Raw genomic sequence first — 26,699 nt, 5'->3', positions numbered from 1 at the left:
TTTTGCAACAAAGGTCACAAATTAAATCTCACCCATTCTAATTTTCTTTTTCTTTGCGTTGTTGAAGGTGCTTATTTTTATAACTCCAATAAATTAAAAACAACGCTCCTGACAACATGATCAGCATGACTATATTGACAATATGCCTTACCTGTTGCCTAAAGTTATTATGACTCAGGGAGTTGCTTTGCGTACTGATATCTTCATAAAAATCACCCACATTTGCCGACGAAATTTCAAGGTTACGCAAACTTTCGCCTGAGGCTTCTACCTTGGCTTTAGCGCGCAATGTATCGTATTGTTGGGTATTGGGGTTAAAAAATATCCAGCTAAAGTAGTTTTTAAAGTTATACACTCCTGACTCCTTGGGTATAGAGTGAAAAGTAAAAGTTTTCCAGCCGCTCACCCTTTGTCCGGCACGTTGAACCGACTGCTGTATGCTTGGCGGGTAAAAATTAAAATGATCATTTTCTTCAATCTCAGGTGCGTGAATTTCGGCAATATTCCCTTCTCCCCATACCCTGAAACCATACTCAAAACTTGATCCGGTACGTATTTGTTTTTTGGGAGCAAACTCTTGTAAATAAAATACACCTACTGGTACTTGATCTTTCAGAGGATGGGCGGGTAACTCTTTGACTTCGATGCGCTTAGGCAGCGTATAAAAATACTTATGTGACTTCTTCATGTTCAGGCGTGCTTCTAATGAAGTAGGGTCTTTTTCGTCTTTGGCTATTTTAAACTTGATCATTTTAAGCCCCACCCGTGGAAAAACAATGGGTTCGCTGTTCAGCGGATAAAAGGTGGCTTGATAGAGTTTATGTTGCTTATATTTTTTTCCGTTGATATTTACTTCAACTGGGGAAATTTCTTCTATTTGAAAGTTTTCTTCCCACGATTTTGCCGGACGTATTTTTTTTAAAATGTCCCCCAACTGATCGCCTAAATCTGGAGGGAATTCCATAAATGCTTTGTTTACTGAAGCCACATAAAATGCAAGGCTTACTGTAAACCCCTCCCCTACGTATACTTGACTTTTGTTGGTTGATAATCCCAGAAAAGCATCTTCCTGAATATCTACATATTCTTTGTTTTTTTCAAGGTCAATAAAATCTTCGGGAGTAAGTTTTGAGGGTTCCCCAAGGTTTTTGTCATAAGGCCCTACCCTGACTGTGATACCCGGTGATTCTACTACTTGCCCGTTCACCTTAATAGAGAATGGCTTGATGACAAAAGTACCTTCTTTTTCTGCATAATAATTTTGGATAACGGCATCAATAGAAGTGACCTGTCCATTGCCTTTATTGTTAGATGAAGTAACTGAGGCTATGGTGTTTTTCTTAAAACTGGGAATGTTTGGAAAAGGGGCATAAGATTTCACTTTTCCGTTTTCTACTTTAATTGTGATTGTAAACGCCTCATTGAGCGCAATAGTAGTTTTACCTAATTCTATATAGGGGGGTTTTTGTGTCCAACCAACTGACAAGCAGACAGTTAATATAGTTAAAGCAAGAAAAACTCTTTTATAATTTAATAATTCCACTGTAAAATATGATGTATTTAATTTTGTAAAACCACAAGTAAATTGTATTTTTACAACATATAATTAGACTAAAAAAATACTTAGACATTTACCGAACTTTTCCGGTTAAACTTCGTAGTAATATTGTACTTTTCAACTTACACACACCAAAAATTAATTTTTTCAATATGTTAGAATATGTAAAAACCATTCTCCAAAAAGTCAGTTTTGACAAAATTCTATTTGAAAAAGAGCTAAATAAATCTATTTCTAAATACTTAAAACCCAATGAAGTAGAAGAATTCCGTGATTGGTGTTACCAAATGTTTAATCCAACTTACCCTCAAATATTAGATCGTTGCTTCAATCACTCAATGGTTTAAACTTTTTTACTTAATGTAACTTTATTTAGATTTAGCATTTCATAAATTCTTAGGGGTTTGATACGAAACTTATGTTTCTTTTCAAGCCCTTTATTTTTGTCCTTTTCACGGCAGACTTACGAAACAAGTCTCTAAAAACATCCTCTGTAATTTCTTCCCAATCTTGTTTAGTCATCTGATTAAGACCAGGTTTTGGTTCAAACAATGGCTCTTGGTGAGGCTTGGAAAAACGATTCCAGGGACATACATCCTGACATATATCACAGCCAAAAATCCAGTTTTCGAACTTCCCTTTTACTTCCTGGGGTATTTCATCCTTTAGCTCAATGGTAAAGTATGAAATACATTGACTGCCATTTACCACATAAGGCTCCACAATAGCATCAGTTGGGCAAGCATCTATGCAGCGGGTACAAGTACCACAATAATCTTGAGTAGGTGCATCGGGCATCAGTGTCAAGTCTAAAATAAGCTCAGCAATAAAGAAAAAACTGCCCATTTTTCGGTTAAGCAAATTACTATGCTTACCGATCCAGCCTACCCCACTTTTTTGTGCCCAGGCTTTGTCCATTACTGGTGCCGAGTCTACAAAAACTCTTCCCCCTACTTCACCTATTTCCTGCTGAATAAAAGCAAATAACTCTTTGAGCTTATCTTTGATTACAAAATGATAGTCTGTACCATACGCATACTTTGATACCTTATAACTTTCGTTTTGTTGTGTTTGGGCTATATCTTCCTGAGGGTAGTAGTTGTATAACAACGAAACTACCGATTTAGCATTGTCTACCAACAACCTTGGGTCAAGGCGTTTGTCAAAATGATTTGCCATGTACCCCATTTCTCCTTGCATTTTTTGCTTAAGCCAAGTTTCAAGGCGAGGCGCTTCTTCCTCTAAGAAAGTAGCTTCTGATATACCACAAAACTCAAAACCCAGGTCTTTAGCCTTCTTTTTTACAAGTCGAGTATTTTTTTCTATCTGTACTGTGTTCATTTCAAGTCCAAAGATAACCTTTTTTTTGCTATCGTACTGATTACTAAGACAAAAGTAGCGCCATAGTCAATGAACCCGTATTCAAAGGTGATTTTAGCTCTCTTATTTTACCTACTTTCATAGACAATGTTTTTTTATACAAGTTGCACTATCCTCAAGTAACACCACTTGTAGGTTTGACTCTATAGGTTTAACTCTTTTAGGATATTTTAGTTGTATTACTCAATCTTATGTACAATATTTAATCTATATTTTCGTGCATAAGACGTATCGTATTTGGCTCATAAGGCAAAATACATCATAATAGAAACAAACATTCTGCTAAGTGATCTTTCATAAATAATTTGAGCCATTAAAGTGTATCTATTGCCCTCATTCTTCTCAAAAAAAAAGCCTCATAGCTTTGGCTATGCACCGTTTTTTTTGAATCGTCTGAGAACAATATATTTTCTTAAATTGACACATCTTATTTTTTCCAGATCACTAACCTAAAAACTTCAAAACCAATGAAACAAGAAGTTACCCCTCCTTTGAACTTTGTCATGTGGGGCATTTCAAAGGAAGAACTTGAAAGTATTCTGGATGATGCTATGCTAAGCCCAGAAGAGAAACAAACAATATTGGAAGATTATAATGACGCAGAGGAGTAAAGTAGGAAATTGTAAAAGCTTATAAATGCAAAAAAGCGTGAAAACTAGCTAATTTTCACGCTTTTGCTTTTTTGTTGTTGATGGATGTGCACACTGGTTATTGATTTTGAAATCGCAGGATGCATGTTTGGTTGCTGATTTGCATAACTATTGGTTGCTTATTAGGCTTCAGGATCTTAGGATAAAAAACTGAATGCATTATGCTGGTGGCGATTTCACTTATAACAATGCCCCTGGTGCAAAAAAATGACATTTTTAATTACTTTTTTTCATTAAAAACACTAAAGTGCTAATTATCAATTATTTACACATTTTATCACCATTACTGCCATACGCTGTTTATTACAATAGAGTCTACATTTTTAGAGTGTATTTAAAAATTAGTTTGTTGTTTCATTTTCAATGGTGAAACAGAACTCTAAATGCAATTTAAACACCTCATTAAATAAGAAAACACTACTTGATGCCATGTTTGGCATCAAGTAGTGTTTTTTGATCGTATATTTAAAAGAATTACTTTCCTATTTTTGCTTGTACTTTATCGCAGCTTACCTCAAATACGCGAGAGTTTGCTTCGCAAAATGTAACTCCATATTTAGTTCCATTGAAATTTTGTCTGATAAAGAAATGACCAAATTTACATCTTCCATCAGGCATTTTCATCAAGCCAATTAAACGAACACGACGCCCCAAAACTCTTCCTGAACGTTTATGACGGATCGTATTCCATTCTTTAGAAAAGAAATAACCTCCTATAATTTTTTCTTTCCAACGCTTGCCTGCAATCCACCTTTTTGAAACTTTAATGGCTTCTGGTAATAATTTAGCATTTTTCATTCCTTCTTCTGGTAATGGTACCTTTGCTATTTTAGCTTCTTCAATCACACGATATGCCTGACAAAGCTTTGCATAAGCTTCTTCTACTATCTTGACTCCCTTTTCTTTATTCATACTTGACACTTTTGCTTTGTCAGTAGAAAGGTAAGCAATACCAAAACTATATGATTTCTCACTGTATTTAATTTTACAACTTGGGTTAGTTCGTAAGTTACCTGTAATAATCCAAGAACCATCGTCTTCCAGGTAAAACATCCTCTTGTTTGCAGCAGAATATACTTTTTCTTTTAGGTTTTTAACACGTTCTCTTTTAAATACATAATTTACTCCAGCTAGCTTCACTTCCACTACATCTTTCTGAGTATTATACTTTACTTTTGCTCTTTTTACTTTTCTCTTACTTGCAAATGCATAGAACTTTCCTGACTTTTGGGCAAATAAATTACTATTAAAAGCAAGTAATGTGATGCAAATTGACAAATATATTAAGGCCTTTTTCATTATTGTAAGTGATTTATTTTGTTATATTTCGTATTGCAAAGTAAACACATAATGATGAATAAAATGTGGGTGAATTCATAAGGAACAAGTTTATACACATAAGCCAAGGGTTTGGTTTCATAAAGCAGTTATTTTACTTAGTATAGTATAGATAAGTTCACAGATGACTCAATTTTAGCAACCTGAGGTTTTTAGTCAAACACCCATTAAGGTTTTACCCGAATAATTCTATCTGCATTTTCATCATATATTTTATTGCAAAAAAGTCATTTAACTCCACTTTTTACACTTCATCTTTGGCAGGAATTACATTTTTTGCTCTCAAAATATAAAATTCCCACAAGGTCTAAGTTTTTTGGTATATTTGCTCTTCATTGAAAGCCTCTAATTCACAGGCTTTTTTAACTCTCACTATACATAGGCTTATTCATCACACAATAGTTACAGCTAAACACCATGGGCATAAAACAGAATTTACTTGCTAAGGAAAAGGTGATTTTCAGAACTCACTTACACTGGTTATACTTCATATCACCGTCTCTAGTCATTATATTTGGTGGTATACTAGCCCTCATGACATTACAAAAGAAGCTCAATCTGGGCGATTTTTCTGACTATATATTGTACCTGGGACTCATTACAGCTGGTATAGGACTTATCAGTTTTCTGAAAGAATATATCCATCATCATACATCAGAGTTTGTAGTAACCAACCAACGAGTGTTTGTTCAAGAAGGTGTATTTCGCCGAAAAACCACTTCTATGATGCTCACCCAAATAGAAGCAGTAGAGGTAGACCAAACGCTGACCGCAAGGTTATTAGACTTTGGGCATATCGAAATTACTGGTTCGGGAGGGGCAGCCACTAAGTTTACCTACATTCATAAGCCAGAGAAATTTCGTAAGGCTATTCAGAAAAACATAAATTTTGACGTTTAGTAACTCAAGGAATTACAAGATTATGAGACGTTTTTTCATGTTTCTACTTGTGGTAGTGATAATCACTGCTGCTTTTGCCCTGTATGCATTAAAACAAGTAGTAGTACCTACCTCCTCGATGGAAGGAACTTTGACTGCCAAGAGCAGCTTTTTAGTTTATACATTTTTCCCGGTTATTCAACGAGACGACATTACAGTTTTTCGTTTACCAAAAAAATCGGGAAGCTTGAATACATCACCCAAAAACATCGCTGTAGCAAGGTGTGCAGCCGTTAGTGGTGAGCAAATAAAAATAAGCAACAGCGAAGTATTTGTAAACGGTCGCAAACAGGTTGCTCCTCCAAAAACACAATATTTATATAAAATGGTAAGCAATGTGGCTATTCCTAAAAAATCGTTGCTTGTCAACAGAATGATGCCAGAACAAGGCTATATGGATAAAAACTTTTTGGTACATACCCGCCCTGCTCTTATTCAAAAAATAAAGCAAGATTTCAAGAATGCCAACATTCAAACCACTGTGCAGCGTAAAACAGTAGGTAGTTTTGACCCGGCTGTATACCCTTACCACCAAGACATTGCCTGGAATGCTGATCACTTCGGTCCGCTAAAAATTCCTCGTCAAGGAATGCGACTGCCTATCAATGCTAAAAACCTATTGTTGTACGGTAAACTCATCCAACATTATGAGGGAAATAAAAAAGTAGAGGTTTACACAGATAAGCTAGTAATTGATGGGCAGGAATTTAAAGTATATACTTTCAAACAAAACTATTACTTTATGTTGGGCGACAACCGCCACAACACCCAAGACTCGCGTCATTGGGGGCTACTGCCCGAAAGTCATATCATTGGCACTTATTTTATGAAGTTTTAAGAAACTAAAAGGCTTGGTCGCCCGATTCAAACGCTGATTAATTTACTGACAGTAAGGTATACCCAACCACTTTCATTAACCAGCATTCGATATTCTTTCATATAGATAAAGGTGACACATTATACCAAAGAAGCCGTCTGTATTTTAGCTACCTCAGCCAAAATAAGCGCCCATACCGCCTCTACATGTTTCTTAGTCACATTGGTTTGTCCTATTACTAAACGTAAAGTATATCTGCCATTAAGCTTGGTGTGAGTCAGGTAAGCCTTTCCTGAGTCGTTGATGGCATGCAAGATTTGCGCATTGATTTGATTCAAAGTTTCTTCGCTTGTGTTTGCCGGGCTATAACGAAAACATATTAAGTTAAATTCTACTGGTGCCAAAATCTCAAAATCCTCTCGTTGTTTGATTATTTCGGTCAAATCTTGCGCCAGCTGAATATGCCCTCTTATTTTTTGTTGCAACCCCTCTACTCCAAACGAACGCATTACAAACCATAATTTCAACGCACGAAAACGACGCCCTAAAGGTACCCCCCAGTCACGGTAATTATTGATTTTCTGCCCATCAGACTTAGTTTTCAAATATTCGGGCATTATTTCAAAAGTTCTAATAAGTGCTTCTTTGCTTTTGACAAAATATGCTGTACAATCAAAATTGGTAAACATCCACTTGTGAGGATTAAACACGTAAGAGTCAGCCATTTCTAATCCATCAATTGTCCATCGTTTTTCGGGCAGCATAGTAGCGGTTCCTACATAAGCCGCATCTACATGCAACCATACATTGTACTTTTTACAAATAGTTCCCATTGCTTGCACTGGGTCTACTGCAGTAGAGCTGGTAGTACCTACTGCAGCAATTGCACAAAGTGGGGTGTACCCTTGAGCAATGTCTTGCTGAATAAGTGATTCGAGTGACTCAGGACGCAAAGCAAATGTATCGTCTACTGCTACTTTACGCAAATGAGCACTTCCTACGCCGGCTATTTTTACGGCTTTGTCTATAGATGAATGGGTATGCTCAGAGCAATATATGGTAAATTTCTCTGCCCGAAAACCTCGTATATTTATTTGGTAATCGGTATAGTATTCACGAGCAGTGAGTATGGCACACAAAGTGGCGGTAGATGCTGTGTCTTGAATTACTCCCTCGAAATGCATTGGTATCCCCATCAACTGCTTAAGCCAATGCATCATTTTTTCTTCCAACTCAGCAGCAGCTGGCGAAGTTTCCCAGATCATACATTGGGCTCCCAGAGCAGACATGAGCATTTCTGCCAGCAACGAAGGAAAGCTGCCATTGGCTGGAAAATAAGCAAAAAACGAAGGGTGTTGCCAATGCGTCATTCCTGGAATAATCTTCTCTTCAAAATCTTTAAAAATATCGGCAAAACTTTCGCCTTTCAAGGGTAATTCATTGGGCAAACTATCGTATACCTGGCGGGGTACTACTTGCGACTTGACAGGATGCTGTTCTATGTTTTCGAAATAGTCAGCCATCCAGTCTACCAATTGGTGGGCGTTTTTTCTAAACTCTTGGTTGTTCATTGCTTGTATTGTTGTTTGAAAACAAATGTATAAAATATACTACATGTGCAGCTTACAAAAAAGGGTAAATCACTTATAAATTTGTTCAAGTTGTGCTTGTAAATCAGTGGGTGTATGATTGGTTTTTCGCTTGACAAAGCCACTAAACGCTGCCGGGCTGTCAAACTCTAACAAATAGGCAATTTCTTTGTGTGACAAACTTTGTGTCATGAGCAAGCGCTTAATTTCTAACAACAAGTGCTCATGAATCACTTGTAAGCCCGTTTTGCCCCAATGACTTTTACACATTTCGTTTAGCTTACGTGGCGAAACAGCCAGCCATTCAGCATATTGTTTGACAGCTTTGCTTTGAGTAATGTGTTGTTCAAGCACGCTTAGAAACTGTTTTAACAAAGCAGGAGTTTTGGCTGGAGTAGTACTGAGGGGTTGTGCCTGGATCATTTTCCATAATAAAATGTGTAGGTAGTGCCTGGCTACTTGCTGCGACACCGGGTCTTGCAAGGCTAATGCTTGCTGGAGCAAATGAAGCACAGTATGTAATTCTTCAAAAACAGCGGGCTGTGCTATGATAGATTCTATATTATACAATGGTAACGACTCAAATAACACCTCTTGGGTAAACTGCACTACGCTACCTTTGGCACCAGAAGCACGCTGAAGCAAATGTACTTGTCCTGGAAACACTATGTATGCGCTCAACGACTGGAGCTTACTTTCTTCAAAGTCAATCACTTGTCTTCCTCCTCCTTGCCTAATCAATAAGACTTCATAATAGTCGTGGCGATGTAGCTGAGTATAATCATAAGGGTTGGAATAAGCAATATCTTCTATCTTGAGCCCTCCTTGTTCTTTATGGTGTAGTTGATGCCTTGGTACTTGCTCCATAAACACTGGTCTTTTATACCTTAAGCCCTACTATGGTAATGTCATCTCTTTGTTCAGAGTTTAACAAAAACTCTTTCATTACCTGAGTGAATGTTTCTTTTTGTTGGTCAACAGGTAAATGGGCGTTGGCTTCAAACATCACTTTAAGACGACGTGTACCAAAACTTTTGCGCTTACGGTTGGGCAAATCTATGTAACCGTCTGTAGTAAGGTACAGCATGTCACCAGAGTTGAGGTACAAGGTGTTGGCATTAAATTTTTTCCTTGCCCGAAAACTCCACCCTCCAATCGGGGTACGGTCTCCCCTCAACTCTCCCAGTTTACCATCTTTTATATAATACAATGGGCGTTTAGATCCAGTAAAAGTAACCTTGGTGGTTTCATCCAGCATTTTTTCGCATTTGCACAAACACACATCCATTCCTTGATCCATCGTGGCATCCTCTTCTTGGTTAAGCCCCCCTACCAATTTCTCGTGCAGCTTGTCTAAAATTAGGTTGGTCTCATAAATTTGCATTTCATTGACAATTTCATTCAATAAAGAATTACCAATCATACTCATGAAAGCCCCAGGAATACCATGTCCAGTACAGTCTACCACAGCTACAAAGGTGGCTTCTGTATACTGCAAGGGCTTGACAGTCGAAGGAAACTTGCCTTCTTGCCCGTGTACTTTTGCCTCTGCCAATAAGTTTTCTACTTGTGGCTGCTCTTTTACCTTATTTACCCAATAAAAATCTCCAGAAACAATGTCTTTAGGCTGATAAAGTACAAACAAATGATCATCAAACAACTCTTGCAGGCGAGTTCTTCCTGGCAATATAGCATTTTGAATTGCTTGAGCAGCCTGGATACTTTCTTTGGTTTTCTTGCTTTCTTTTTTAAGCTGGACATTGGTTTCAGCAATAAACTCACTCTGGGCAACAATCTCTTCTTGCTGCTGTTTAAGTTCTTCGTTTTGGGTAGCTATTTCTTCCCCTTTCTTGTGCAGTTCACGAGTACGCTCTTTTACTTTTGTTTCGAGATATTCATTGGTTTGACTTTGTAGTTCTAAAATACGGTTACTCACTTGCTCTTTTTCTCGCTTGTATTGGCGATAACGGTCTGCCAAAGCTAATGACAATAATATAATAGCTACTACTAATGAAACTTCGGGGAGGTGATGCGTAAATAAGTTGGATGGTAACAGACCAGTAATTGATAAGCTATAGATCACTACGCTTAATACCACCAATGTCCAGGCGAGTAAGAAAAACCTTGCGGCTACCATTCCTCTCTTATAACATACAATAGCACTATATAGAATGGTAGGCAAACTAAATACATAAAGCAAAGGCAATACTTGAGTAGACAGTATTACACTGAACAACGAAAGTAAACTGGTACACCCATACAAGACCCCAGCTCCTAATAGCATTTTTCGCAAACGTGGGGCATACTTTCTTGTATTTAAGAACACACTAGTATACCAAAATAAACACATGCCTGATACGCCTCCAAAAAAAATCACACTAACGCTCCCCCACCACACTTGGTTTGGCCATAAATGCTGAAAAGTATACCCTTCAAGTGCGGCATTGAACAACCCAGTGGCAAATATAAACAATACATACAGCAGGTATGACTGGTCTTTGGTGCTTAAAAATATAGGTAAATTGTACAGTGCCATCACCAACAATATTCCGAAATACATGCCATACAAAAACTGCTCATTGCTTTGCTGCTTATAAAATGCTTTGGGTATATATAATGTCAGGGGTACTTGTATAGTACTTTCGCTTTGAACCCTTAAGTAGTAAGTTTGCCGTTTGGTACTATTGAGCTGTAACGGGATCACAAAATAACGGCTATCAATGGGTCTTTGAGCAAAGTTTTTTTTATCACCTAAAGATAACTTTTGCCACTTTTCATTTGCTTTGTAATACAACGTAAGATGATCTAACAAGGGGTGTGCAACCTTTAGTAACCATTTTTTTTGGGTAGGATGGTGATTTTGTAAATGAAAACGAAACCAAAATACTGATTTTGAAACGCCAAAGCTATTACCTGGATGCTTCACAGGCACAAAAGCCCGTTGCTTGACTTGTGTAAAATCAAGTGCACCTTGAGTGTCTTCAAAAAAATACAAAGTATTGCTATTAAACGATACTGAAGTTTGCTGATGCGTAATTTTTTGCGGTGCCTGTGCCTGCACGCCTTTCCAAAATAACAGCACACAAATCAGCAGGTTCAAAAAAACTATTTTCTGATTTGGCATAAATATGTAATGGTGTCATAATCTGCTATCTCTAATTAAAACATTTTTAGGCAAAAAATAATCTATGAGGGCGTAAAAATTCTGCAAAATGTCCTTTTTTTACAAAAAATCTCTTTATGCACACCTATTTATATGCTTTTACCTTTAGCATTTTATCTAAACTCACAATCGCATACCCTGCATCCTGCAAATACATTATAATATCGGGTAATGCCTGAGCAGTAGGCATAGTACCTTGGCGACTATGCATTAAAACAATTTCTCCTGAACGTATGCCACTCTTCACTCCTTGAGCTATAGAGTCTTTTACTATTCCTGTCCAATCGAGGGTGTCATACGACCAAATAATACCTTTATATTTATTTGCGTGTACCTCTCCTATGATTACCGAATCTATGTCGCCATACGGGGGACGAAACATTGCAGGACGCCTGCCAATGGCTTGAGCTATGGCATTTTCTGCGGCCAATAAATCTTGTTTGATCCATTGCTTGCTTTTGTTTATATATGATTGATGCGTATGGCTATGATTCAAAATCAAGTGTCCTTGTTTGTATGCCTGTCGAGCAATTTGTGGATACTTTTGTACATAGTTACCTACAAAAAAGAAACTGCCTTTTACCTTATACTTTGCCAATACCTTTAACACTTGAAGCGTTATTTGTCCATCAGGACCATCGTCAAACGTAAGTGCTACCTCTTTTTTGGCAGTATCGCCATTAAAAAAAATAAGTCCAGGGTACCTCATTGCCAACTTTCGTTGTCGTATCCGATAATCCTGTAATTTTTGCATGGCAACAGTACTTAGTTTATAGGAACGCCCTTTGATAGGCATAAACACTTGCGCACGTATGGCAGTATCTGTAGCTAAATGAGACTTTACCTTCGTAGGTTGTGTTGACTTTTTTTTCTTAGTATTTTTTACTTGCTGTAGCTCTGCCCACCATAGCTTATATATCACTGTAGCATTGAATAAATTTAAACCCACAATCATAGAAATCAACAATCTTCTTTTGGCAGTTTTCATCCCTATCAAGATAATAAAAATAAGAGAAACAACCATCTAAACCGTACTGCTTTAGGTATAAACTGGTACAGCTTGGTATATTTAGGGCATAAAAAAACCCTAACCTTATATGGGTTAGGGAGGATTATATCTTATAAGCAAATGATGTTTCTTACTTCGCAGCTTTTTTACGGCGCGTGGTTTTCTTTGGCTTTTCTTCTACTATTACTTCCTCTACATCTGCCAATATTCTACCACAGTGCTCACAAACAATAATTTTCTTACGCTCTCTGATCTCTGCTTGTCTTTGTGGGGGAACCACATTGAAACAACCACCACAAGCGTCTCTTTTTACTGATACTACGGCAAGTCCATTGATCGCGTTTTTTCTGATCTTATTATAAGAGCGCATCAATCTATCTTCAATATTTTTAGATTGTTTTTCACGGTCTTTTAATAATTTGGTTTCTTCGTCCTGACTTTCATTTAACAAACTGTCAAGTTCTTCTTTCTTACCAGCTAAGTCTTTCTGACGCTCATCCAATATTTGTTTGGTTTTATCAACCTCCCCTTTTTTGCTTTCAATTTTGGTTTTAGCTTCCTTTATTTTCTTATCTGCCAATTGTATTTCAAGTTCTTCAGACTCAACCTCTTTGCTCAAAGCATCGTACTCACGGTTATTACGAACGTTCATTTGCTGATCTTTGTACTTCAAAATCAGTTTATCAGCGTCCTTTTTTCGTTGCTTTTTGGCAGATATTTCGTCTTCCCAACCTTTGATTTCTCTATTGAACTTATCGATACGGGTCTCATACCCTGCAATCTCGTCTTCTAAATCTTGTACTTCTTCTGGTAAATCCCCTCGCATTTTCTTTAACTCGTCCATTTTAGAATCGATAGATTGCATTTTGAGAAGTGCCGTTAACTTTTGCGATACTGTCCTTTCCATGAAATTCGTGAATTGTTGATAGGGTTATATTGATGTATCAATAACAAAACCACAATATTCGTAAAATTTTAAGATAAAAACCTACTAATTCTGCTATATTTTAATAAAAATAGTGAATTGGGTTTGTATTATTTTCAGTAATATAAATATTAAGTGCTTCAAAAGCAGGTTTCAAATAATCTCTTAGCAATTCACTAGTGTACTTCTCACTTTCATAATGCCCTATGTCAGCAATCAGAATTTTCCCTTCGGCATCAAAAAACTCATGGTATTTATAGTCAGCCGTGATAAAAACATCAGCCCTTTGTGCCATGGCTGAGCGCAGCAAAAAGCTACCTGAACCTCCACATAAGGCTACTTTTTGAATAGGTGTATCAATTAAGTGAGTATGACGGATACATTTTAACTCCATACATTCTTTCAAATACTGCAGAAATGCTTCGCCAGACAAAGCTTCGGGTAAATAACCCACCACTCCAGCACCTATTGCTAAATTGGTGTTTTCGAGTAATTGTAAGTAATAGGCTACTTCCTCGTAAGGGTGATGCTTTTGCAAAGTACGCACTATTTTACCCTCCAAATAAGCTGGAAAAATCATTTCAAGGCGTTCTTCTTTCACTTCTTCCAGTTGTTCCTTCACCCCTATGGTGGGATTAGTATTTTTATTACCCCTGAAAGTACCCATACCAGTAGCTCTGAAACTACAATGGTCATAATCACCTATTTGCCCTGCCCCAGCCTTACTCAATGCATCTATCAAAGCATTTACATTACTTGGTGGCACAAATACCGTGAGTTTCATTTGGTTTTGTTTTTTAGGAGCAAGAATTTGCACCTTTTCCAAGTTTAACTTTTCTGCTATTTTAAAGTTTACCCCTCCTGTTACATTATCAAGATTGGTATGAATAGCATAAATAGCAATGTCGTGCTTAATAGCTTTGATCACCGTTCGCTCTACATAATTGCGCCCATTAAACTTTTTCAGTCCTTTAAAAACAATAGGATGGTGTGCTACAATCATATTACACCCCCGTTTAATCGCCTCATCTACCACAGTTTCCACTGTATCTAACGATACCAGTACACCTGTTACTTTCATTGCTGGATCACCTACAATCAGTCCCGAATTGTCATAGCTCTCTTGGTATACCCTTGGAGCAAAGTCTTCCAGATGCTTGGTGATTTGTTGTACAGTAAACATTTTTATTTTTAGTTATTTGAGATATGATAAAATTCTAAACACATATAGTATAAGCAAAAAAGTAAATAATAAGTTGAACAAACTCAATATTAATGGTTATCTTAGGTAAAAGAGTTCGAAAACATTTATTTCTGGCATAATCTTACATCCTTTTCAGAAATAAATTTATTCTCACAACTTTTCAACTAAAATCATTGTACAATCTTTTGAAAACCATACCATTAACCTATTTACAAAACCCAAATTATAATTTAGTTTTTTAGGTTGTAATTTGTACTTTTGTGTACTTGTCTAACAACAAACAGTTTACAAGTGTATAGTGAAAAAAATCCATTATGAAAAACGTTGTTATAGAAGAGACGGATACTACTCCAAGAGTAGAGTTTGATTTTGCAAAAGGGCTTTTTGAGTTCAAGGGTTTATCCATTCCAGAAGATACCCAAGGTTTTTATAACCCAATAGCACAAACACTTGAGCAGTATGGGCAAAACCCAACGGCAAAAAAGCACCATCTCACCTTTACTTTTTTATACATCAACACCAGTACCTCAGCTATGGTCTCTCGTATACTTAAGATATTTGAGTCTATTCAGGCTAAAGGTCACCAGGTAAATGTAGTATGGTCTTTTGAGTCAGACGATGAGGATATGAAAGACCTTGGAACCTACTTTAGTTCTTTTACTAACCTTCCTTTTAAGTTTATTCCTCACGAAGAAATTGTTTGAAAAATACTATTAACACCCTCATAAACACACAATATGGGGGTGTTTCGGCTACTACAATTATATTTCTCCAAAATTCTCCTTCGGATTTTTAACAATTCTATTAAAGGTTGTGTTTTGATTTAAAAATTCCGGTTCTTTGTAATTCAATTGAAATAACTTTTTATATGAACAAGGTTGAAGTAGTTCCTTATAAAGAAGATAAAAATAATAAGAAGGCTCAAGTAGCCAAAATGTTTGACAATATCTCTCCCAAATACGATTTTTTAAACCACTTCCTTAGCTTAGGTATAGATATATACTGGCGTAAACGAGCCATCAAACTTTTAAAACCTCATAAACCCTCTCACATACTTGATGTTGCCACTGGCACAGGTGATTTTGCCATTGCTGCCCTCAAAGCAAAACCTACCAAAGTAACAGGAGTAGACATATCGGCTGGTATGTTGGAAGTAGGCAAACAAAAAATTAAAAAGAAAGGTCTGGAGAATGTGATCAGTCTTGAGTTGGGAGATTCTGAAAAACTGGCGTTTGAAGACAATTATTTTGATGCTGTAATCGTTTCTTTTGGAGTAAGAAACTTCGAAAATCTGGAAAAAGGTCTTCAGGATATCTACCGAGTAACCAAACCTGGTGGCAAAGTAGTTATTCTGGAATTTTCAAAACCTACCAGTTTTCCTTTTAAGCAAATTTACAGTTTCTATTTCAAATACATTTTGCCATTAATTGGAAAGATTGTCTCAAAAGACCAGGCAGCTTATACTTACTTGCCCGAATCTGTACACGCTTTTCCTTATGGTAAAGAGTTCGTGAATATTCTTAATAATACTGGATTTAATCATACAAAATGCATACCTCTAACATTTGGCATAAGCTCAATATACACCGGAACCAAATAGTTTATTGTTGCTTTACGCTTGCTTTTTTATTATCTGGTCAGCACTCATTTGCTCAAACAAAAAAAAATAGGGCAACCCGAAGTGTATATAGCAATAGCTACAAAAAAAATAGCCGTAATGCAGGCTCTCGTGCCATTACTGGTAGATCGCGTAATAAAAAACAAATGAAATTCTTAAACTATGGTTTTTTTATTGGCGCAGGTAGCACCAAATACATTGGCGAACATTCGAATGCCCTTGGTACTTCGGCCGATACATCCAGTAATACGTCATTATTAGTAACCCCAAAAAACTCTATTGGGTTATCGCTGGGTTTTGTAATGAATTTTAACCTTAATCGAACCTGGGGGATTCGCTTACTGCCTACTTATAGTATTTACGAACGAAACATAGACTACTTATTTGCCGATTCGAGCAGCACCACTGCCGTGGTTGCCACCAATATGGTAGAAGTACCTCTCTTGCTTAAATACCGTTCTCAACTCAGAGGAACCAAAGGTATGTATTTGGTAGCTGGGGTAAAACCTGCTTTCTCAGTATCAGCCCAAAAAGCCGAAGATAAAGAAATATTACGTGTGGCTAATACCAACATTTCTATCGAATATGGATTTGGGTTTGATGTGTATTTTTCATTCTTCCGTTTCTCTCCTGAAATAAGGTTTTCACATGGGCTTGGCAATATCCTTATTCAAGATAACAACCGCCTAAGTACTCCTTTACAGAGGCTCAGTACTCATAATGTAACGCTGTACCTACATTTTGAATAAAACTGATTTTATTTATAGAGAATATATAGCGCAAGAAACTCATAGTTGTTTGATTACTATGAGTTTCTTGCTTTTTTTTGCAACTTTGACCACCCTATCTACACTAATCAACCAAATGCATATTCAAAGTAATCAACTTTTTAAACCTATTTTTTATGACAAATAAAGTAGCTCTCGTTACTGGGGCGAGTTCAGGTATAGGAAAAGCTACAGCAGAGGTTTTTGCTGATTATAAATTTGACGTAATAATTTGTGGACGAAGACAAGATCGGCTTGAAGAACTGGCAGATGAACTACAAACCAAGGTAAATGTCTATACGCTCACATTTGATGTAAGTAATCAACAAGAAGTAAATAAGGCCATTGGCTCCTTGCCTAAAAGTTGGCAAAATATAGATATACTGGTAAATAATGCAGGTAATGCCCATGGCTTGGCTCCTATCCAAGACGGTGACGTGAGCGACTGGGATGCGATGATTGATATCAACATAAAAGGCTTACTTTATGTAACCAAGGCAATTATACCGCAAATGGTAAACAGAAAAACAGGACATGTGGTACATGTGGGCTCCCTGGCAGGCAAAGAAGCATACCCCAACGGAAATGTATACTGTGCTTCTAAACACGCGGTAGATGCTATTAATAAAGGAATGAGGATGGATTTGCACAAACACGGCATAAGAGTGTCTGCCATTAACCCTGGTCTGGTAGAAACTGAGTTTTCAAAGGTTCGTTTTAAAGGGGATGACGAAAAAGCAAAAAAGACTTATCAGGGCTATCAACCACTTACTGCTACAGATATTGCCGAAACTATTCTCTTTATGGTCACTCGCCCTGCACATGTCAATATTGCCGACTTATTAATCTTACCCACCGCTCAAGCTTCGGCAACAATTGTCAATAAAAAAAACTGAGGTGATTATTCAATCATACGTTGTAAAATTTCACCATTGAGTTCGTGTTTGCCTTCAAAAGTGACCACCTTTGGTGAAATTTGCTTTTCAAGCATACGTTGCCTCTCTGTTTCAAACTGTTTTGTGGTAATTAATTCATCCTGTAAACCGTATACAAACGACAATGATTTGTTTGCCAGCACTGTTTGAGTTTTAGAAAAGTCTACATCTGGTGGAAATCCTCCTGCCCACATCACCAAATGATCAAAACTTATTTTCTGGTCGTATACCCACCTTACTGCAGTAGCTACACCTTGAGAAAAACCCAATACTAAGGATTTCGCTTTTTTTGGAAAGGCATCTTGTTGACAAACTTGTTCATATAATGTATTTAAATAAGATAAATAATCCTCAATTTCATGCAAACGGTCTTCTTTAGTCATCCAACTAGCACCTACCCGCTGATGCCCCTTTAGATAAAAATGTGACAATGCCTCTGGTGCTATTACAAAATTTTTTTGCGGATTCAATACTTCAAATTTTTTGAGAAAATAACGGGCCAACTGTCCATATCCGTGACAAACCCACCATATATTTTCAGTTTGGCTAGTGAGTATACCATAAGTACTATATTGAGCGGTACGCTCTACCTTCATGTGATAGTTATTAATCATATTATGTATGGGGTTATTTGTACTCGAACAAAAAAAGCAGTTGCTGTGCTCAAAACACAACAACCGCTTGTATATTTTTTAATACAATTTTGCCTTACCTCTTAAATCCTAGTACACTGGCAGCACAATAATTTCTGGTGTTTTGAAACTCAAAAGTAAAGTAATAAATACCTGTTACCTTTGGTTTAAAACCGACCACTGCGTGAAATTTCTTTTTACTCTCATCATAACTCGATAGAAGCGTTTTGCCACTGGAAGTAGTAATTGTCACAGAGATTCCTTTGGCATCGGCTCGTCGGTTTGCCATTGTAAGCAAGTAAGTATTGCCCCTACTAAGTATATATGAATATTTAATTTTCTTTTTTACTCCTCCTTGTCCATCGAGGGGGTAGCTTTTTAAAAAAGTGTACCCTCTTTGTCGTTGCAAAGCTGTCACACATTTATCTTTAAATTGCTTCATATTGCACTTTTGTGCAAATACGGATTGGCTACTTAACCCTACAAAGAATACTATGCCCCAAAGTAGTTGTTTCATCATTCAGCCTCAGATTGCTATTAATTTAACTTACTATTTTCTTGCGTATCGCTTTCGATTTAGTATAAATCTTCTCTAAATCTTTCGCATCTATTTTAAACTCTGTTTTCTGTCTTTTTGAAGAGTACACCAATACGTTGAGTTTACCCATACGTTCAGCTTTATATACTGTTTTTACAGTAGTTCCTCCCTTCAATTTAAAGTTATTAAACAATTTACGCAAATCTTTTAATTCCCCAATCAATTTCTTTGTTTCATCCCCTTTGCTATATTTTTTAAGTATTTCTAAGAGTTGATCTAAAATAATTTTTTGCTGGGCAATTTGCTCATTTAACTCTTTTATTTCAAAAGCTTTAGCTGCATTTGGTTTTTTGCGTGCTACTGCACAAGTCAAGTATAATGTTTCTAACCACCCTCCTGTAAGTATCAAAGCTGACAAATTGGCTTTTTTTTGCTCCCACAAATCATTATTCATTTTTTCAAATGTACCACTTGTCTCAGCCAACAATGCATTGAGGTTGTTCTCAAGTGCCAGGGTAGTAATAGCGCCAAGGTCAATATGTTTGCCTAGTTTTAAGCCATCAGCCATTGTTTTTACAGCACTCAGGTAGCTAAAGGCATTCTGGTTATTCTGATAAATATTAATGTATCCTAAGTCGGTACTGTATATGCCAAGATTCAGTGCTTTTTTAAAGTCGCCTTGATACTTGTTTTTATTAGCCGCAGCATTCAACAATTTTTCATTGTATTTTAACCCTGCTTTTTTTATGATACTTGACACCTCCACAGGGGAAGGAAACGACTGTATCATTTTATTCAATACGTCTGTCTTCTCTGTTTTTTGTGACCACCCAAAAGGTGTTGTCAATAAACAAAGTACTACAATGTAAAGTGTTTTCTTCATCTGTATAAGTTTTTCATACATTACTCTTATAAGAGAGCTCAAAAGTGCAATTAGCCCAATGTTGAGGCTATTTGCTTTAGTTGTGGTTATATTTTTCGTTTGCCTGGCAAACCTTAAGGTTACTTTACAATTTTTGCCCGGATTTTACCAGTCATATCCAAAATCTTCTTCAAATCATTTGGGTTAATTTTAATACTACTGGTAGTACTTTCCTGAACAATCAATTCACCGTTTACTTCTTTTGTTGTAACTTCACCTTCTTTGTAATCTATTTTAAGATTTTTATAAAGTTTCTGTAAACTTGTCAAGTCATAAGTCAAAGCTTTCATATCTGAGCTTTTATATTTTCTCAAAATAGGTAACAACTGACTCAAGACTAACTGTTGCTCTGCTATTCTAACATCTAATACTTTACTTTGTTTCTTTTTTGCTATTTCACAAGTTAAATATAAAGACTCAATCCAGCCACCAGCTAACATAGCTACCGATAACTCATCTTGTCCATTTTTTTGAAAGTGCTTATTGATCTCCTCAAAAGTACGAGTGGTTTCATCTAATAGCGCATTTAAATCATTTTCCAAGGCTAGTTTCGTGATATTTGCATAATCGATATACTTACCTATACCTAAAGACTCTGCAATTTTTCTCACACTGTTCAGATACATAAATGCATCAGTATTTTCTTTGTATATAGCAGCATAACCCAAGTCAGTACTGTATACCCCAAGATTAAGTGCTCGTGCATATTTGCTGCTATATCCTTCTGCTTTATCCGAAGAGTTCAGAATAGACTTATCATAGCTTGCTCCTACATCTTTTATCAACGCAGATAGCTCTACTGGAGAAGGCATGATATTACCCAGTATTTCGCCGTTGTTTTTTTGAGCTTGTACATTCACTCCCAAAAGTATTAAGAAGGTTCCCAAAAAAAGCTTTTTTGTAAGGTGAGAAATAATAACTTTATTCATAACACTGACATTATTTTAGTTTATGTTTAAATCATCTCCATAAAATATGTCAAAATTAACATACTTTATACAGCCAAAAAAACTAAGATGATTTAGGTTTAATTATTTATTGTAACAAAAAGCACTAATCAAATCTCTTACAAAAACGATATTTGATAATAACTATTGTAATTATATGGATTTTTGGATCAATTTACCAATTTTTCGCCACATAACAGACCCGTCCATTTATTTATGTTTTTGTAGTACAATGATTGATATTTATTGTCTGCCTACTTGTTATGTAAGAGTTACAATAAGGGCAAAAAAAATACTCAGTCTCTTATAAACAAGACTGAGTATTTTATATGTATCAAAAAATATTTTAGTTAATAATCTTACCTCTAATCTCTTTTGATGTTTGTAATATTTTGTTTAGATCATCGGCAGTGAAATTAATCTTAGTAGAAGTATTATCATCTACAATTAAGATTTCATTGTTATCCTCATCTTTTTTGGTAGTAGTTGTAGGATCGTTGTACTGAAAATCTATTTTCACGTTTTCATATATCTTTTGTAACTTATTTAAGTCTACAATTAAATTCTTTACATTGGGCAATTCCTCATAGAATGACAGTAAAAGAAGCAACTGCTCTAAGATAATTTTTTGCTCACCAATACGGTTGTTTAATAACTCATTAGGCGATTTCTTGGCAATTTCGCACGTAATGTATAAAGACTCTAACCAACCTCCAGTTAAAATAAGGATTGTTAAGTCGGCACGACCTATATCTTGTAAATGGTCATTGATTTTTTCAAGGTTGGTATTGGTCTCCAAAAGTAATGAGTCTAAGTTGTTACTTTTAGTGGCTAACCTTTTGATTGTTTTAAAATCAAAGAACTGACCAATATTTAACCCATCTGCCATTTCCTTTACTGAGTTTAAGTAATAAAGAGCATCTTGAGTTTGCTCATAGATATTGGCATACCCAAGGTCAGTACTATAAATTCCCAGGTTCAACGCTTTCTTATAGTTAGTGTTATAACTGGAAATGTTATCTGCCGAGTTCAACAGTTTTTTGTCATACTGTATCCCTAAGTCCTTGATAAGAAATGAGATTTCAAGAGGCGAAGGTATAGACTTTACAATATCACTCAATACTTCCCTCGATAATTTTGGATGCGCATTCTTTTTAGTTGTAGCTTCAGTTTTAGTAGTATCTTTTGCAGTCTCAGGATCTTTCTTTTTCTTTTTCTTCCCTCCATCACAAGCCACAAGAAATACAAATAAAATCAGAACTATGCTTATACCTTTTGTTTTCATATGAGGATACAGTAACGATTTCATTTTCAACAGGTTAAATTATTTTAAATACTTTATTTTCAGTTCGATACAATTTTACAAAAATCTCACCAAACAGGACTAATCTTTCTTTTGTATTTTACTTTTTCTAAATAAACTTTTTAAACTACCAAAGAATCCGAAATACAATCTAAGCTTTCCCAAAGAGTCTAAAAATTTCTTAAAGAAATTAAAGTAAAGAGTAATATACATCATAAATGTCAAAAGCCAGATTACAGCAATGTTAAAGTAGTACGTATCAAAATACTTGCCAGCAAAGTGTTTGCGAGGAGCATAAAAATGCGCTCTGTAATCATACCAGGCAGTAGGTGTAGGGTCTTTGTAAACTGCATTTTTTTGTCGTAATAACCTACCTTTATATTCCAAAATATGCTCCAATGGTTTTGCTGGTATAGTAACAGCTCTATACAATTGATCATTGAAGTATTTCTTTCTATACTCAGTTATTTTATAATTTTCATAGTCTTTTTCCATTTCAATTTCTTTCGTCTCTTTCTCACGGCTTACCTTGATCATTTTCCTATTTGATACATCCATCAATGAATCAAGGTATACTTTGATCTTGTCTGCTACTTTACGGTTATACCCTTTAGGAGTCAAGTCTTTGTCCAAGTTTACCCCTTTCAGGTATTTGGCTTTAAACTCTTTATCAGCTTCTATTTCTGCCTTTAACAGCTCTAGATCGTCTTGAATCTTCTGATTAATAGAGTCATTTTTTTTCTCTACCTCAGTGTTATCAGCAATTCTATAGACAATTTGCTCCATTGTGGGTCCCCACAAACTACTTAGGTAAGAATATCTTTTTTCTGTTTTTTCATAATCATAGTAATCAACCTCAAAAGGATTGGATTTATATTGATTCACAGCAATGGCTTCATAAGCCCACCGCGAAATCATGATGTCTGCCACAAAAGGCACCACCCCTTTGTCTGCTATGTCGGCGTTCATCTTATCATAATGAAATATCAGTCCACTCAATATAAGTTGGGGTATGAGAAGTATAGGAATAGTAATGTAGATCGTAATGACTGAATTAAAGGTTGAAGAAATATTTAACCCTAATACATTGGCAAAACAAGACGCAGAAAACAGCACCACCCAATAATTGACAAGTTCGCCGTGCACCTCTAAAATTGAGTTTCCTATCAACACAAACAAAAAACTTTGAATGGCTGATAATAAGAATAGAATAATAATTTTTGAAGACAAATAACTAAACCTGCTTAAGTTCAGAAAAGCCTCTCTCTTTTGAATTTTCCTGTCTTTTATTATTTCTTCGGCACTCACAGTGAGCCCCATAAACAGCGATATGATAATACAAATAAGAACATACCCAGGAACGTTGTCGTTATGCTGGAAGATGTAGCTGCCATCAGGTCCATTTTGAAAACGAATAACATAAGCTAATAAAAATGCCAGTACGGGTGCTTCAAGCAGGTTTATTAACAAATATTGAGTATTACTAATCTTTGCTAAAAAATCACGAGTGGTGAAAATGACCGACTGCTTGAATATATTAGGTACATTCAAAGACGCAGGGGGCTTTTCGTGTACCACCTCTGTTTCTGGAACAGGTTCAAATTTATCCCTATACCTTATATTCCACTGTTTAGAGTTGATTTTTCTCTTACCAGTATATCGCCCAAATTCATCAACTACTTCATCTTCTATAATATTAAAGACTTCCTCAGGGTTGATATTGGCTGTTTCATTGTCTACCTGATTGGTTGCTCTTCGGAAATAAGATACAGCTTCAATCGGGTTGCCATAATAAATAGGATAGCCTCCTTTATCCATGATAATCATCTTATCAAACATTTTGTAAATGTCTAAAGATGGTTGGTGAATTATCACAAAAATAAGCTTTCCTTTCAGGGTAAGCTCTTTTAATAAATCTATTACATTTTCAGAGTCTTTAGATGACAGACCAGAGGTGGGTTCATCAACAAACAATACTGAAGGCTCCCGAATAAGTTCAAGTGCTATGTTCAGCCTTTTACGCTGTCCACCACTAATTTTTTTATTCAAAACGCTTCCTACCTTCAACGAGGCAATATGATCTAAACCTAGGCTTTTCAGGGTATCCATTACCCTTTTATGAAGCTCTTCTTTGTTTAAATCTTTGAAACAAAGCTTTCCATTAAAATATAAGTTTTGATATACAGTAAGCTCTTCAATCAAAAGGTCATCTTGTGCTATATAACCAATGACTCCTTCTATTTCGCTTTTGTTCTCATGTAAGTCAACGCCATTGATATATAAATGACCTTTAGAAGGTTTTTCAATACCAGACAGGACGTTTAAGAGGGTGGTTTTACCTGCTCCACTACCTCCCATAATTCCCATGAGCTTTCCTTGTGGTTCTGATATGGTAATGTCTTGTACACCTATGGTACCGTTGGGAAAACGAAACTCAAGATTTTTTGCTGTAAAAGAAAGTTTAGTATCCTGAAGTGTTTGCAGAAACTTACCTTGTACATCGCTATAATAAAGCGTAGTGCCAAAGGGAGTTTTGATATTACTACCAGTAGAGTATAAGTATACTTGATTGGTTTTCATTGTAAAACCGTTGAGTTTTACATCTTCTGCACCAGTATATTTTACAAAGTAAGTAGCGTCTCCTTCTTCCAGGGAAATTCTCAAAATCATAATTTCTCCCTGCAGCTTTTCTGACAAGATGTGTTTTGCCTCAGGATTGGTCAGTTTATCACTACTGCTTACTACAAGAATATTAGGAGAGTTAAGCTCTGGAATGGACGCAGTGGGTTTGATTACAAAACTTTCGATGAGTTTATAATCACTTTTTAGATTAAAAGCATCTGATACAGTACTAATAATCTCTTTTCGTTGGTCTGTAAAGTTACCATCAGAAGCTACCAATTCGAGTAACTTTACAAGAATAATTATTTTTTGAGGTTGGGCTAATTCTTTATTAATATCCCGGCAATATCTTAATATTCTTACCATCTCCCTCATTTTGATTTTATCAAAACCAGGATTTGGGTAATTAGAAACATCATCATACAATTTAGTGTATGCCTCAACAGAGTCTTGATCCAGTTCTTGCCTAAAATAGCTAACAACAAAATCGCGCTCTCCTTTTCTGGCTCCACCATCTTGCTTTGTGATGATACCAAAAAGGCGTGTAAGGGCTTCTAATATTTTTTCACTCATATCAAATTACTACCCAGTATGGATGATTTTTAGAATTAGTCCGGTGAAAATTATTTTTTGTTAGGTTACAGATGTTTCTGCTACTAACACATACGAGCAAAGAGTGCCCATAGAAAGGTTAGGGAAAATAAGGTTATTTTCCCTAATGATATTTTAATTAATAAGTTTTAAAATCAAAAGGCACTTCTACCAACTCAGAAAACTCTGTTCCAGCTTCTTCCATATCTTCGTCATCTTCATGAAAATACCAATTAATAGTGGTACTTTCAATTGTTTCCAGTTTAGATAAAATATCCAAGATCAACTTTGATGAAGCAGTATTGAAGTATTCTAGCTTGAAAATAAAAACCGTTTCTGGGTTAGGGTCTGCTCCATATTGATCAAGCCAATCTAATATCGGTTGATAGAATTCAGCTGAGTCTTCTGGTAAAGATCGTCCAGAGATCTCAAAAATGCCATTGTTCTTATCTAAGATTATTTTTGGAGTATCCTCAGTACCATCTTGGTTTATAACTTCCATATTCGTATGAATTACTATTATTTTGATTAATTTTTATCTATAAACTAAGTGCTTTTATACTCATAAAGAGAGAATGAGGGTACTATTCAAAGCACTGTAAATTATTGGCAATAATAATGAAAATCAGTAGCTAATCTACTTTTTTTCTTCTTTATTTCTGCTAATGATTGTCTTCAGTGAGAAGAATGAAAAGTGGTCGTCAATGGGTTCAAAATCGAAGTGCAATTTTTGCCCAGACTTTCTGGCCATGTCTACAAAACCCAAGCCAGCGCCACCTTTTTGGGTAAGCCCTTTTCCTCCTTCGCCTTGTTCGCGTCCTTTTTTGATAATCTCCTTATATAAAGTCTTTAGCCCATCTTTGTCTAAGCTATTAATGTGTTCCAGTTTGGTTTGCAGTATTTCTACTTTGGCATTTACCACCGGATTTCCAGACGTAACGATGTATTTATCTTCTTCTTGACCAATCATAAAGACTGCACTACCATTTGGTAATTCTATCTCTTCTTCCTCCTCTGAGTCTTCTGCGTGTTTTACAATATTCTGAAGACACTCTACCATTACGTTGAAGACTTTTCTTTTGATATTAGAAGTTTCACCGATGGCATCCATATTTCTTTCGGCCATAGCCAGCACAGATTTGGTAATTTCTTGAGTAAATTCCCCTTCATAAACCAATATTAGGCTCCGCTCCACCATCGTCTTATGTAACTCATAGATATACTTCATAAGTCTTTATGTTAATAATTTTTT

General features: G+C 36.0%; 25 protein-coding genes. 8 read left to right on the top strand and 17 right to left on the bottom strand.

The window, feature by feature from the left end:
• Positions 1–37 precede the first annotated feature (37 nt).
• Positions 38–1,543 carry a BatD family protein gene (locus M23134_RS11200; protein ID WP_075164014.1) on the bottom strand — a complete coding sequence of 502 codons (1,506 nt, stop codon included), beginning with the start codon at positions 1,541–1,543 and terminating at the stop codon, positions 38–40.
• Positions 1,544–1,710: 167 nt separating this feature from the next.
• On the opposite strand from M23134_RS11200, the gene M23134_RS11195 reads away from it, so the two are divergent.
• On the top strand, positions 1,711–1,905 hold the full coding sequence (locus M23134_RS11195) for a hypothetical protein (RefSeq protein ID WP_002696042.1): 195 nt from the start codon (positions 1,711–1,713) through the stop codon (positions 1,903–1,905).
• A 49-nt stretch (positions 1,906–1,954) separates the two neighbouring features.
• Here M23134_RS11195 and queG read toward each other — a convergent pair whose 3' ends face one another.
• On the bottom strand, positions 1,955–2,899 hold the full coding sequence (queG, locus tag M23134_RS11190) for a tRNA epoxyqueuosine(34) reductase QueG (RefSeq protein WP_002696041.1): 945 nt from the start codon (positions 2,897–2,899) through the stop codon (positions 1,955–1,957).
• A 506-nt stretch (positions 2,900–3,405) separates the two neighbouring features.
• On the opposite strand from queG, the gene M23134_RS41065 reads away from it, so the two are divergent.
• Complete coding sequence (locus M23134_RS41065) at positions 3,406–3,549, top strand: hypothetical protein (RefSeq protein WP_002696039.1); 144 nt, start codon at positions 3,406–3,408, stop codon at positions 3,547–3,549.
• Positions 3,550–4,062: 513 nt separating this feature from the next.
• Here the strand turns inward: M23134_RS41065 and M23134_RS11185 are convergent.
• Positions 4,063–4,887: a hypothetical protein gene (locus tag M23134_RS11185; RefSeq protein WP_002696037.1), complete on the bottom strand. Its 825-nt coding sequence runs from the start codon at positions 4,885–4,887 to the stop codon at positions 4,063–4,065.
• A 573-nt stretch (positions 4,888–5,460) separates the two neighbouring features.
• Between M23134_RS11185 and M23134_RS11180 the strand changes: the two genes are divergently transcribed.
• Together M23134_RS11180 and lepB are read left to right on the top strand one after the other, a co-directional pair.
• The gene (locus M23134_RS11180) at positions 5,461–5,826 is read left to right on the top strand and encodes a PH domain-containing protein (protein ID WP_002696034.1); all 366 of its coding nucleotides are present in this window, start codon (positions 5,461–5,463) and stop codon (positions 5,824–5,826) included.
• Between the two features lie 22 nt (positions 5,827–5,848).
• Positions 5,849–6,703 (top strand): signal peptidase I, encoded by an 855-nt coding sequence (gene lepB, locus M23134_RS11175; protein WP_082226546.1) that lies wholly within the window; start codon positions 5,849–5,851, stop codon positions 6,701–6,703.
• Positions 6,704–6,822: 119 nt separating this feature from the next.
• On the opposite strand, the gene M23134_RS11170 is transcribed toward lepB, so the two are convergent.
• From M23134_RS11170 to M23134_RS11145, 6 genes are all read right to left on the bottom strand, one after another.
• Positions 6,823–8,253, bottom strand: a complete 1,431-nt coding sequence (locus M23134_RS11170; RefSeq protein ID WP_002696028.1) for a pyridoxal phosphate-dependent decarboxylase family protein — start codon at positions 8,251–8,253, stop codon at positions 6,823–6,825.
• Between the two features lie 69 nt (positions 8,254–8,322).
• On the bottom strand, positions 8,323–9,138 hold the full coding sequence (locus tag M23134_RS11165; RefSeq protein WP_002696026.1) for an AraC family transcriptional regulator: 816 nt from the start codon (positions 9,136–9,138) through the stop codon (positions 8,323–8,325).
• 13 nt (positions 9,139–9,151) lie between these two features.
• Positions 9,152–11,395 carry a 7TM diverse intracellular signaling domain-containing protein gene (locus M23134_RS11160; RefSeq protein WP_002696024.1) on the bottom strand — a complete coding sequence of 748 codons (2,244 nt, stop codon included), beginning with the start codon at positions 11,393–11,395 and terminating at the stop codon, positions 9,152–9,154.
• A gap of 124 nt (positions 11,396–11,519) precedes the next feature.
• Complete coding sequence (locus tag M23134_RS11155) at positions 11,520–12,422, bottom strand: polysaccharide deacetylase family protein (protein WP_157558438.1); 903 nt, start codon at positions 12,420–12,422, stop codon at positions 11,520–11,522.
• A gap of 151 nt (positions 12,423–12,573) precedes the next feature.
• On the bottom strand, positions 12,574–13,350 hold the full coding sequence (locus M23134_RS11150; RefSeq protein ID WP_002696020.1) for a zinc ribbon domain-containing protein: 777 nt from the start codon (positions 13,348–13,350) through the stop codon (positions 12,574–12,576).
• Between the two features lie 100 nt (positions 13,351–13,450).
• Positions 13,451–14,551 carry a Nif3-like dinuclear metal center hexameric protein gene (locus M23134_RS11145; protein ID WP_002696018.1) on the bottom strand — a complete coding sequence of 367 codons (1,101 nt, stop codon included), beginning with the start codon at positions 14,549–14,551 and terminating at the stop codon, positions 13,451–13,453.
• Positions 14,552–14,886: 335 nt separating this feature from the next.
• On the opposite strand from M23134_RS11145, the gene M23134_RS11140 reads away from it, so the two are divergent.
• The 4 genes from M23134_RS11140 (at position 14,887) to M23134_RS11125 (ending at position 17,853) form a co-directional block, all read left to right on the top strand.
• Positions 14,887–15,276: a DUF1987 domain-containing protein gene (locus M23134_RS11140; protein WP_002696016.1), complete on the top strand. Its 390-nt coding sequence runs from the start codon at positions 14,887–14,889 to the stop codon at positions 15,274–15,276.
• Positions 15,277–15,440: 164 nt separating this feature from the next.
• Complete coding sequence (gene ubiE / locus M23134_RS11135) at positions 15,441–16,172, top strand: bifunctional demethylmenaquinone methyltransferase/2-methoxy-6-polyprenyl-1,4-benzoquinol methylase UbiE (protein WP_002696015.1); 732 nt, start codon at positions 15,441–15,443, stop codon at positions 16,170–16,172.
• On the top strand, positions 16,121–16,939 hold the full coding sequence (gene porT / locus M23134_RS11130) for a type IX secretion/gliding motility protein PorT/SprT (RefSeq protein ID WP_082226545.1): 819 nt from the start codon (positions 16,121–16,123) through the stop codon (positions 16,937–16,939). The genes ubiE and porT overlap by 52 nt, the downstream gene beginning before the upstream one ends.
• Before the next feature lie 155 nt (positions 16,940–17,094).
• Positions 17,095–17,853 (top strand): SDR family NAD(P)-dependent oxidoreductase, encoded by a 759-nt coding sequence (locus M23134_RS11125; RefSeq protein ID WP_002696010.1) that lies wholly within the window; start codon positions 17,095–17,097, stop codon positions 17,851–17,853.
• Positions 17,854–17,858: 5 nt separating this feature from the next.
• On the opposite strand, the gene M23134_RS11120 is transcribed toward M23134_RS11125, so the two are convergent.
• From M23134_RS11120 to M23134_RS11085, 8 genes are all read right to left on the bottom strand, one after another.
• Positions 17,859–18,506 (bottom strand): alpha/beta hydrolase, encoded by a 648-nt coding sequence (locus M23134_RS11120; RefSeq protein ID WP_045113385.1) that lies wholly within the window; start codon positions 18,504–18,506, stop codon positions 17,859–17,861.
• Between the two features lie 94 nt (positions 18,507–18,600).
• The gene (locus tag M23134_RS11115) at positions 18,601–18,966 is read right to left on the bottom strand and encodes a hypothetical protein (RefSeq protein WP_157558437.1); all 366 of its coding nucleotides are present in this window, start codon (positions 18,964–18,966) and stop codon (positions 18,601–18,603) included.
• Between the two features lie 100 nt (positions 18,967–19,066).
• Positions 19,067–19,945, bottom strand: coding sequence for a hypothetical protein (locus M23134_RS11110; RefSeq protein ID WP_053337289.1), 879 nt, complete (start codon positions 19,943–19,945; stop codon positions 19,067–19,069).
• A 119-nt stretch (positions 19,946–20,064) separates the two neighbouring features.
• On the bottom strand, positions 20,065–20,913 hold the full coding sequence (locus M23134_RS11105) for a hypothetical protein (protein ID WP_002696006.1): 849 nt from the start codon (positions 20,911–20,913) through the stop codon (positions 20,065–20,067).
• A gap of 364 nt (positions 20,914–21,277) precedes the next feature.
• Complete coding sequence (locus M23134_RS11100) at positions 21,278–22,240, bottom strand: hypothetical protein (protein ID WP_232296801.1); 963 nt, start codon at positions 22,238–22,240, stop codon at positions 21,278–21,280.
• 75 nt (positions 22,241–22,315) lie between these two features.
• Positions 22,316–25,429, bottom strand: coding sequence for an ATP-binding cassette domain-containing protein (locus M23134_RS11095; RefSeq protein WP_002696003.1), 3,114 nt, complete (start codon positions 25,427–25,429; stop codon positions 22,316–22,318).
• A gap of 157 nt (positions 25,430–25,586) precedes the next feature.
• Positions 25,587–25,949 carry a DUF1987 domain-containing protein gene (locus tag M23134_RS11090; protein ID WP_045113384.1) on the bottom strand — a complete coding sequence of 121 codons (363 nt, stop codon included), beginning with the start codon at positions 25,947–25,949 and terminating at the stop codon, positions 25,587–25,589.
• A gap of 135 nt (positions 25,950–26,084) precedes the next feature.
• Positions 26,085–26,675, bottom strand: coding sequence for a SiaB family protein kinase (locus tag M23134_RS11085; protein ID WP_002696000.1), 591 nt, complete (start codon positions 26,673–26,675; stop codon positions 26,085–26,087).
• Positions 26,676–26,699: the final 24 nt, after the last annotated feature.

Source organism: Microscilla marina ATCC 23134, assembly GCF_000169175.1.
Classification (GTDB): domain Bacteria; phylum Bacteroidota; class Bacteroidia; order Cytophagales; family Microscillaceae; genus Microscilla; species Microscilla marina.
This window is presented reverse-complemented; position numbering and strand designations above follow the sequence as displayed.

What these genes read in the sequence shown, in the direction of transcription:
- M23134_RS11105 (WP_002696006.1), bottom strand. Translation starts at nt 20,913, where the DNA reads ATGAATAAAGTTATTATTTCTCACCTTACAAAAAAGCTTTTTTTGGGA.
- M23134_RS11160 (WP_002696024.1), bottom strand. Translation starts at nt 11,395, where the DNA reads ATGCCAAATCAGAAAATAGTTTTTTTGAACCTGCTGATTTGTGTGCTG.
- M23134_RS11125 (WP_002696010.1), top strand. Translation starts at nt 17,095, where the DNA reads ATGACAAATAAAGTAGCTCTCGTTACTGGGGCGAGTTCAGGTATAGGA.
- M23134_RS11170 (WP_002696028.1), bottom strand. Translation starts at nt 8,253, where the DNA reads ATGAACAACCAAGAGTTTAGAAAAAACGCCCACCAATTGGTAGACTGG.
- M23134_RS11145 (WP_002696018.1), bottom strand. Translation starts at nt 14,551, where the DNA reads ATGTTTACTGTACAACAAATCACCAAGCATCTGGAAGACTTTGCTCCA.
- M23134_RS11180 (WP_002696034.1), top strand. Translation starts at nt 5,461, where the DNA reads ATGACATTACAAAAGAAGCTCAATCTGGGCGATTTTTCTGACTATATA.
- M23134_RS11150 (WP_002696020.1), bottom strand. Translation starts at nt 13,350, where the DNA reads ATGGAAAGGACAGTATCGCAAAAGTTAACGGCACTTCTCAAAATGCAA.
- M23134_RS11155 (WP_157558438.1), bottom strand. Translation starts at nt 12,422, where the DNA reads ATGAAAACTGCCAAAAGAAGATTGTTGATTTCTATGATTGTGGGTTTA.
- M23134_RS11085 (WP_002696000.1), bottom strand. Translation starts at nt 26,675, where the DNA reads ATGAAGTATATCTATGAGTTACATAAGACGATGGTGGAGCGGAGCCTA.
- M23134_RS11140 (WP_002696016.1), top strand. Translation starts at nt 14,887, where the DNA reads ATGAAAAACGTTGTTATAGAAGAGACGGATACTACTCCAAGAGTAGAG.
- M23134_RS11185 (WP_002696037.1), bottom strand. Translation starts at nt 4,887, where the DNA reads ATGAAAAAGGCCTTAATATATTTGTCAATTTGCATCACATTACTTGCT.
- M23134_RS41065 (WP_002696039.1), top strand. Translation starts at nt 3,406, where the DNA reads ATGAAACAAGAAGTTACCCCTCCTTTGAACTTTGTCATGTGGGGCATT.
- M23134_RS11100 (WP_232296801.1), bottom strand. Translation starts at nt 22,240, where the DNA reads ATGAAATCGTTACTGTATCCTCATATGAAAACAAAAGGTATAAGCATA.
- M23134_RS11165 (WP_002696026.1), bottom strand. Translation starts at nt 9,138, where the DNA reads ATGGAGCAAGTACCAAGGCATCAACTACACCATAAAGAACAAGGAGGG.
- ubiE (WP_002696015.1), top strand. Translation starts at nt 15,441, where the DNA reads ATGAACAAGGTTGAAGTAGTTCCTTATAAAGAAGATAAAAATAATAAG.
- M23134_RS11195 (WP_002696042.1), top strand. Translation starts at nt 1,711, where the DNA reads ATGTTAGAATATGTAAAAACCATTCTCCAAAAAGTCAGTTTTGACAAA.
- M23134_RS11110 (WP_053337289.1), bottom strand. Translation starts at nt 19,945, where the DNA reads ATGAAGAAAACACTTTACATTGTAGTACTTTGTTTATTGACAACACCT.
- M23134_RS11090 (WP_045113384.1), bottom strand. Translation starts at nt 25,949, where the DNA reads ATGGAAGTTATAAACCAAGATGGTACTGAGGATACTCCAAAAATAATC.
- queG (WP_002696041.1), bottom strand. Translation starts at nt 2,899, where the DNA reads ATGAACACAGTACAGATAGAAAAAAATACTCGACTTGTAAAAAAGAAG.
- lepB (WP_082226546.1), top strand. Translation starts at nt 5,849, where the DNA reads ATGAGACGTTTTTTCATGTTTCTACTTGTGGTAGTGATAATCACTGCT.
- M23134_RS11115 (WP_157558437.1), bottom strand. Translation starts at nt 18,966, where the DNA reads ATGAAGCAATTTAAAGATAAATGTGTGACAGCTTTGCAACGACAAAGA.
- porT (WP_082226545.1), top strand. Translation starts at nt 16,121, where the DNA reads ATGCATACCTCTAACATTTGGCATAAGCTCAATATACACCGGAACCAA.
- M23134_RS11095 (WP_002696003.1), bottom strand. Translation starts at nt 25,429, where the DNA reads ATGAGTGAAAAAATATTAGAAGCCCTTACACGCCTTTTTGGTATCATC.
- M23134_RS11120 (WP_045113385.1), bottom strand. Translation starts at nt 18,506, where the DNA reads ATGATTAATAACTATCACATGAAGGTAGAGCGTACCGCTCAATATAGT.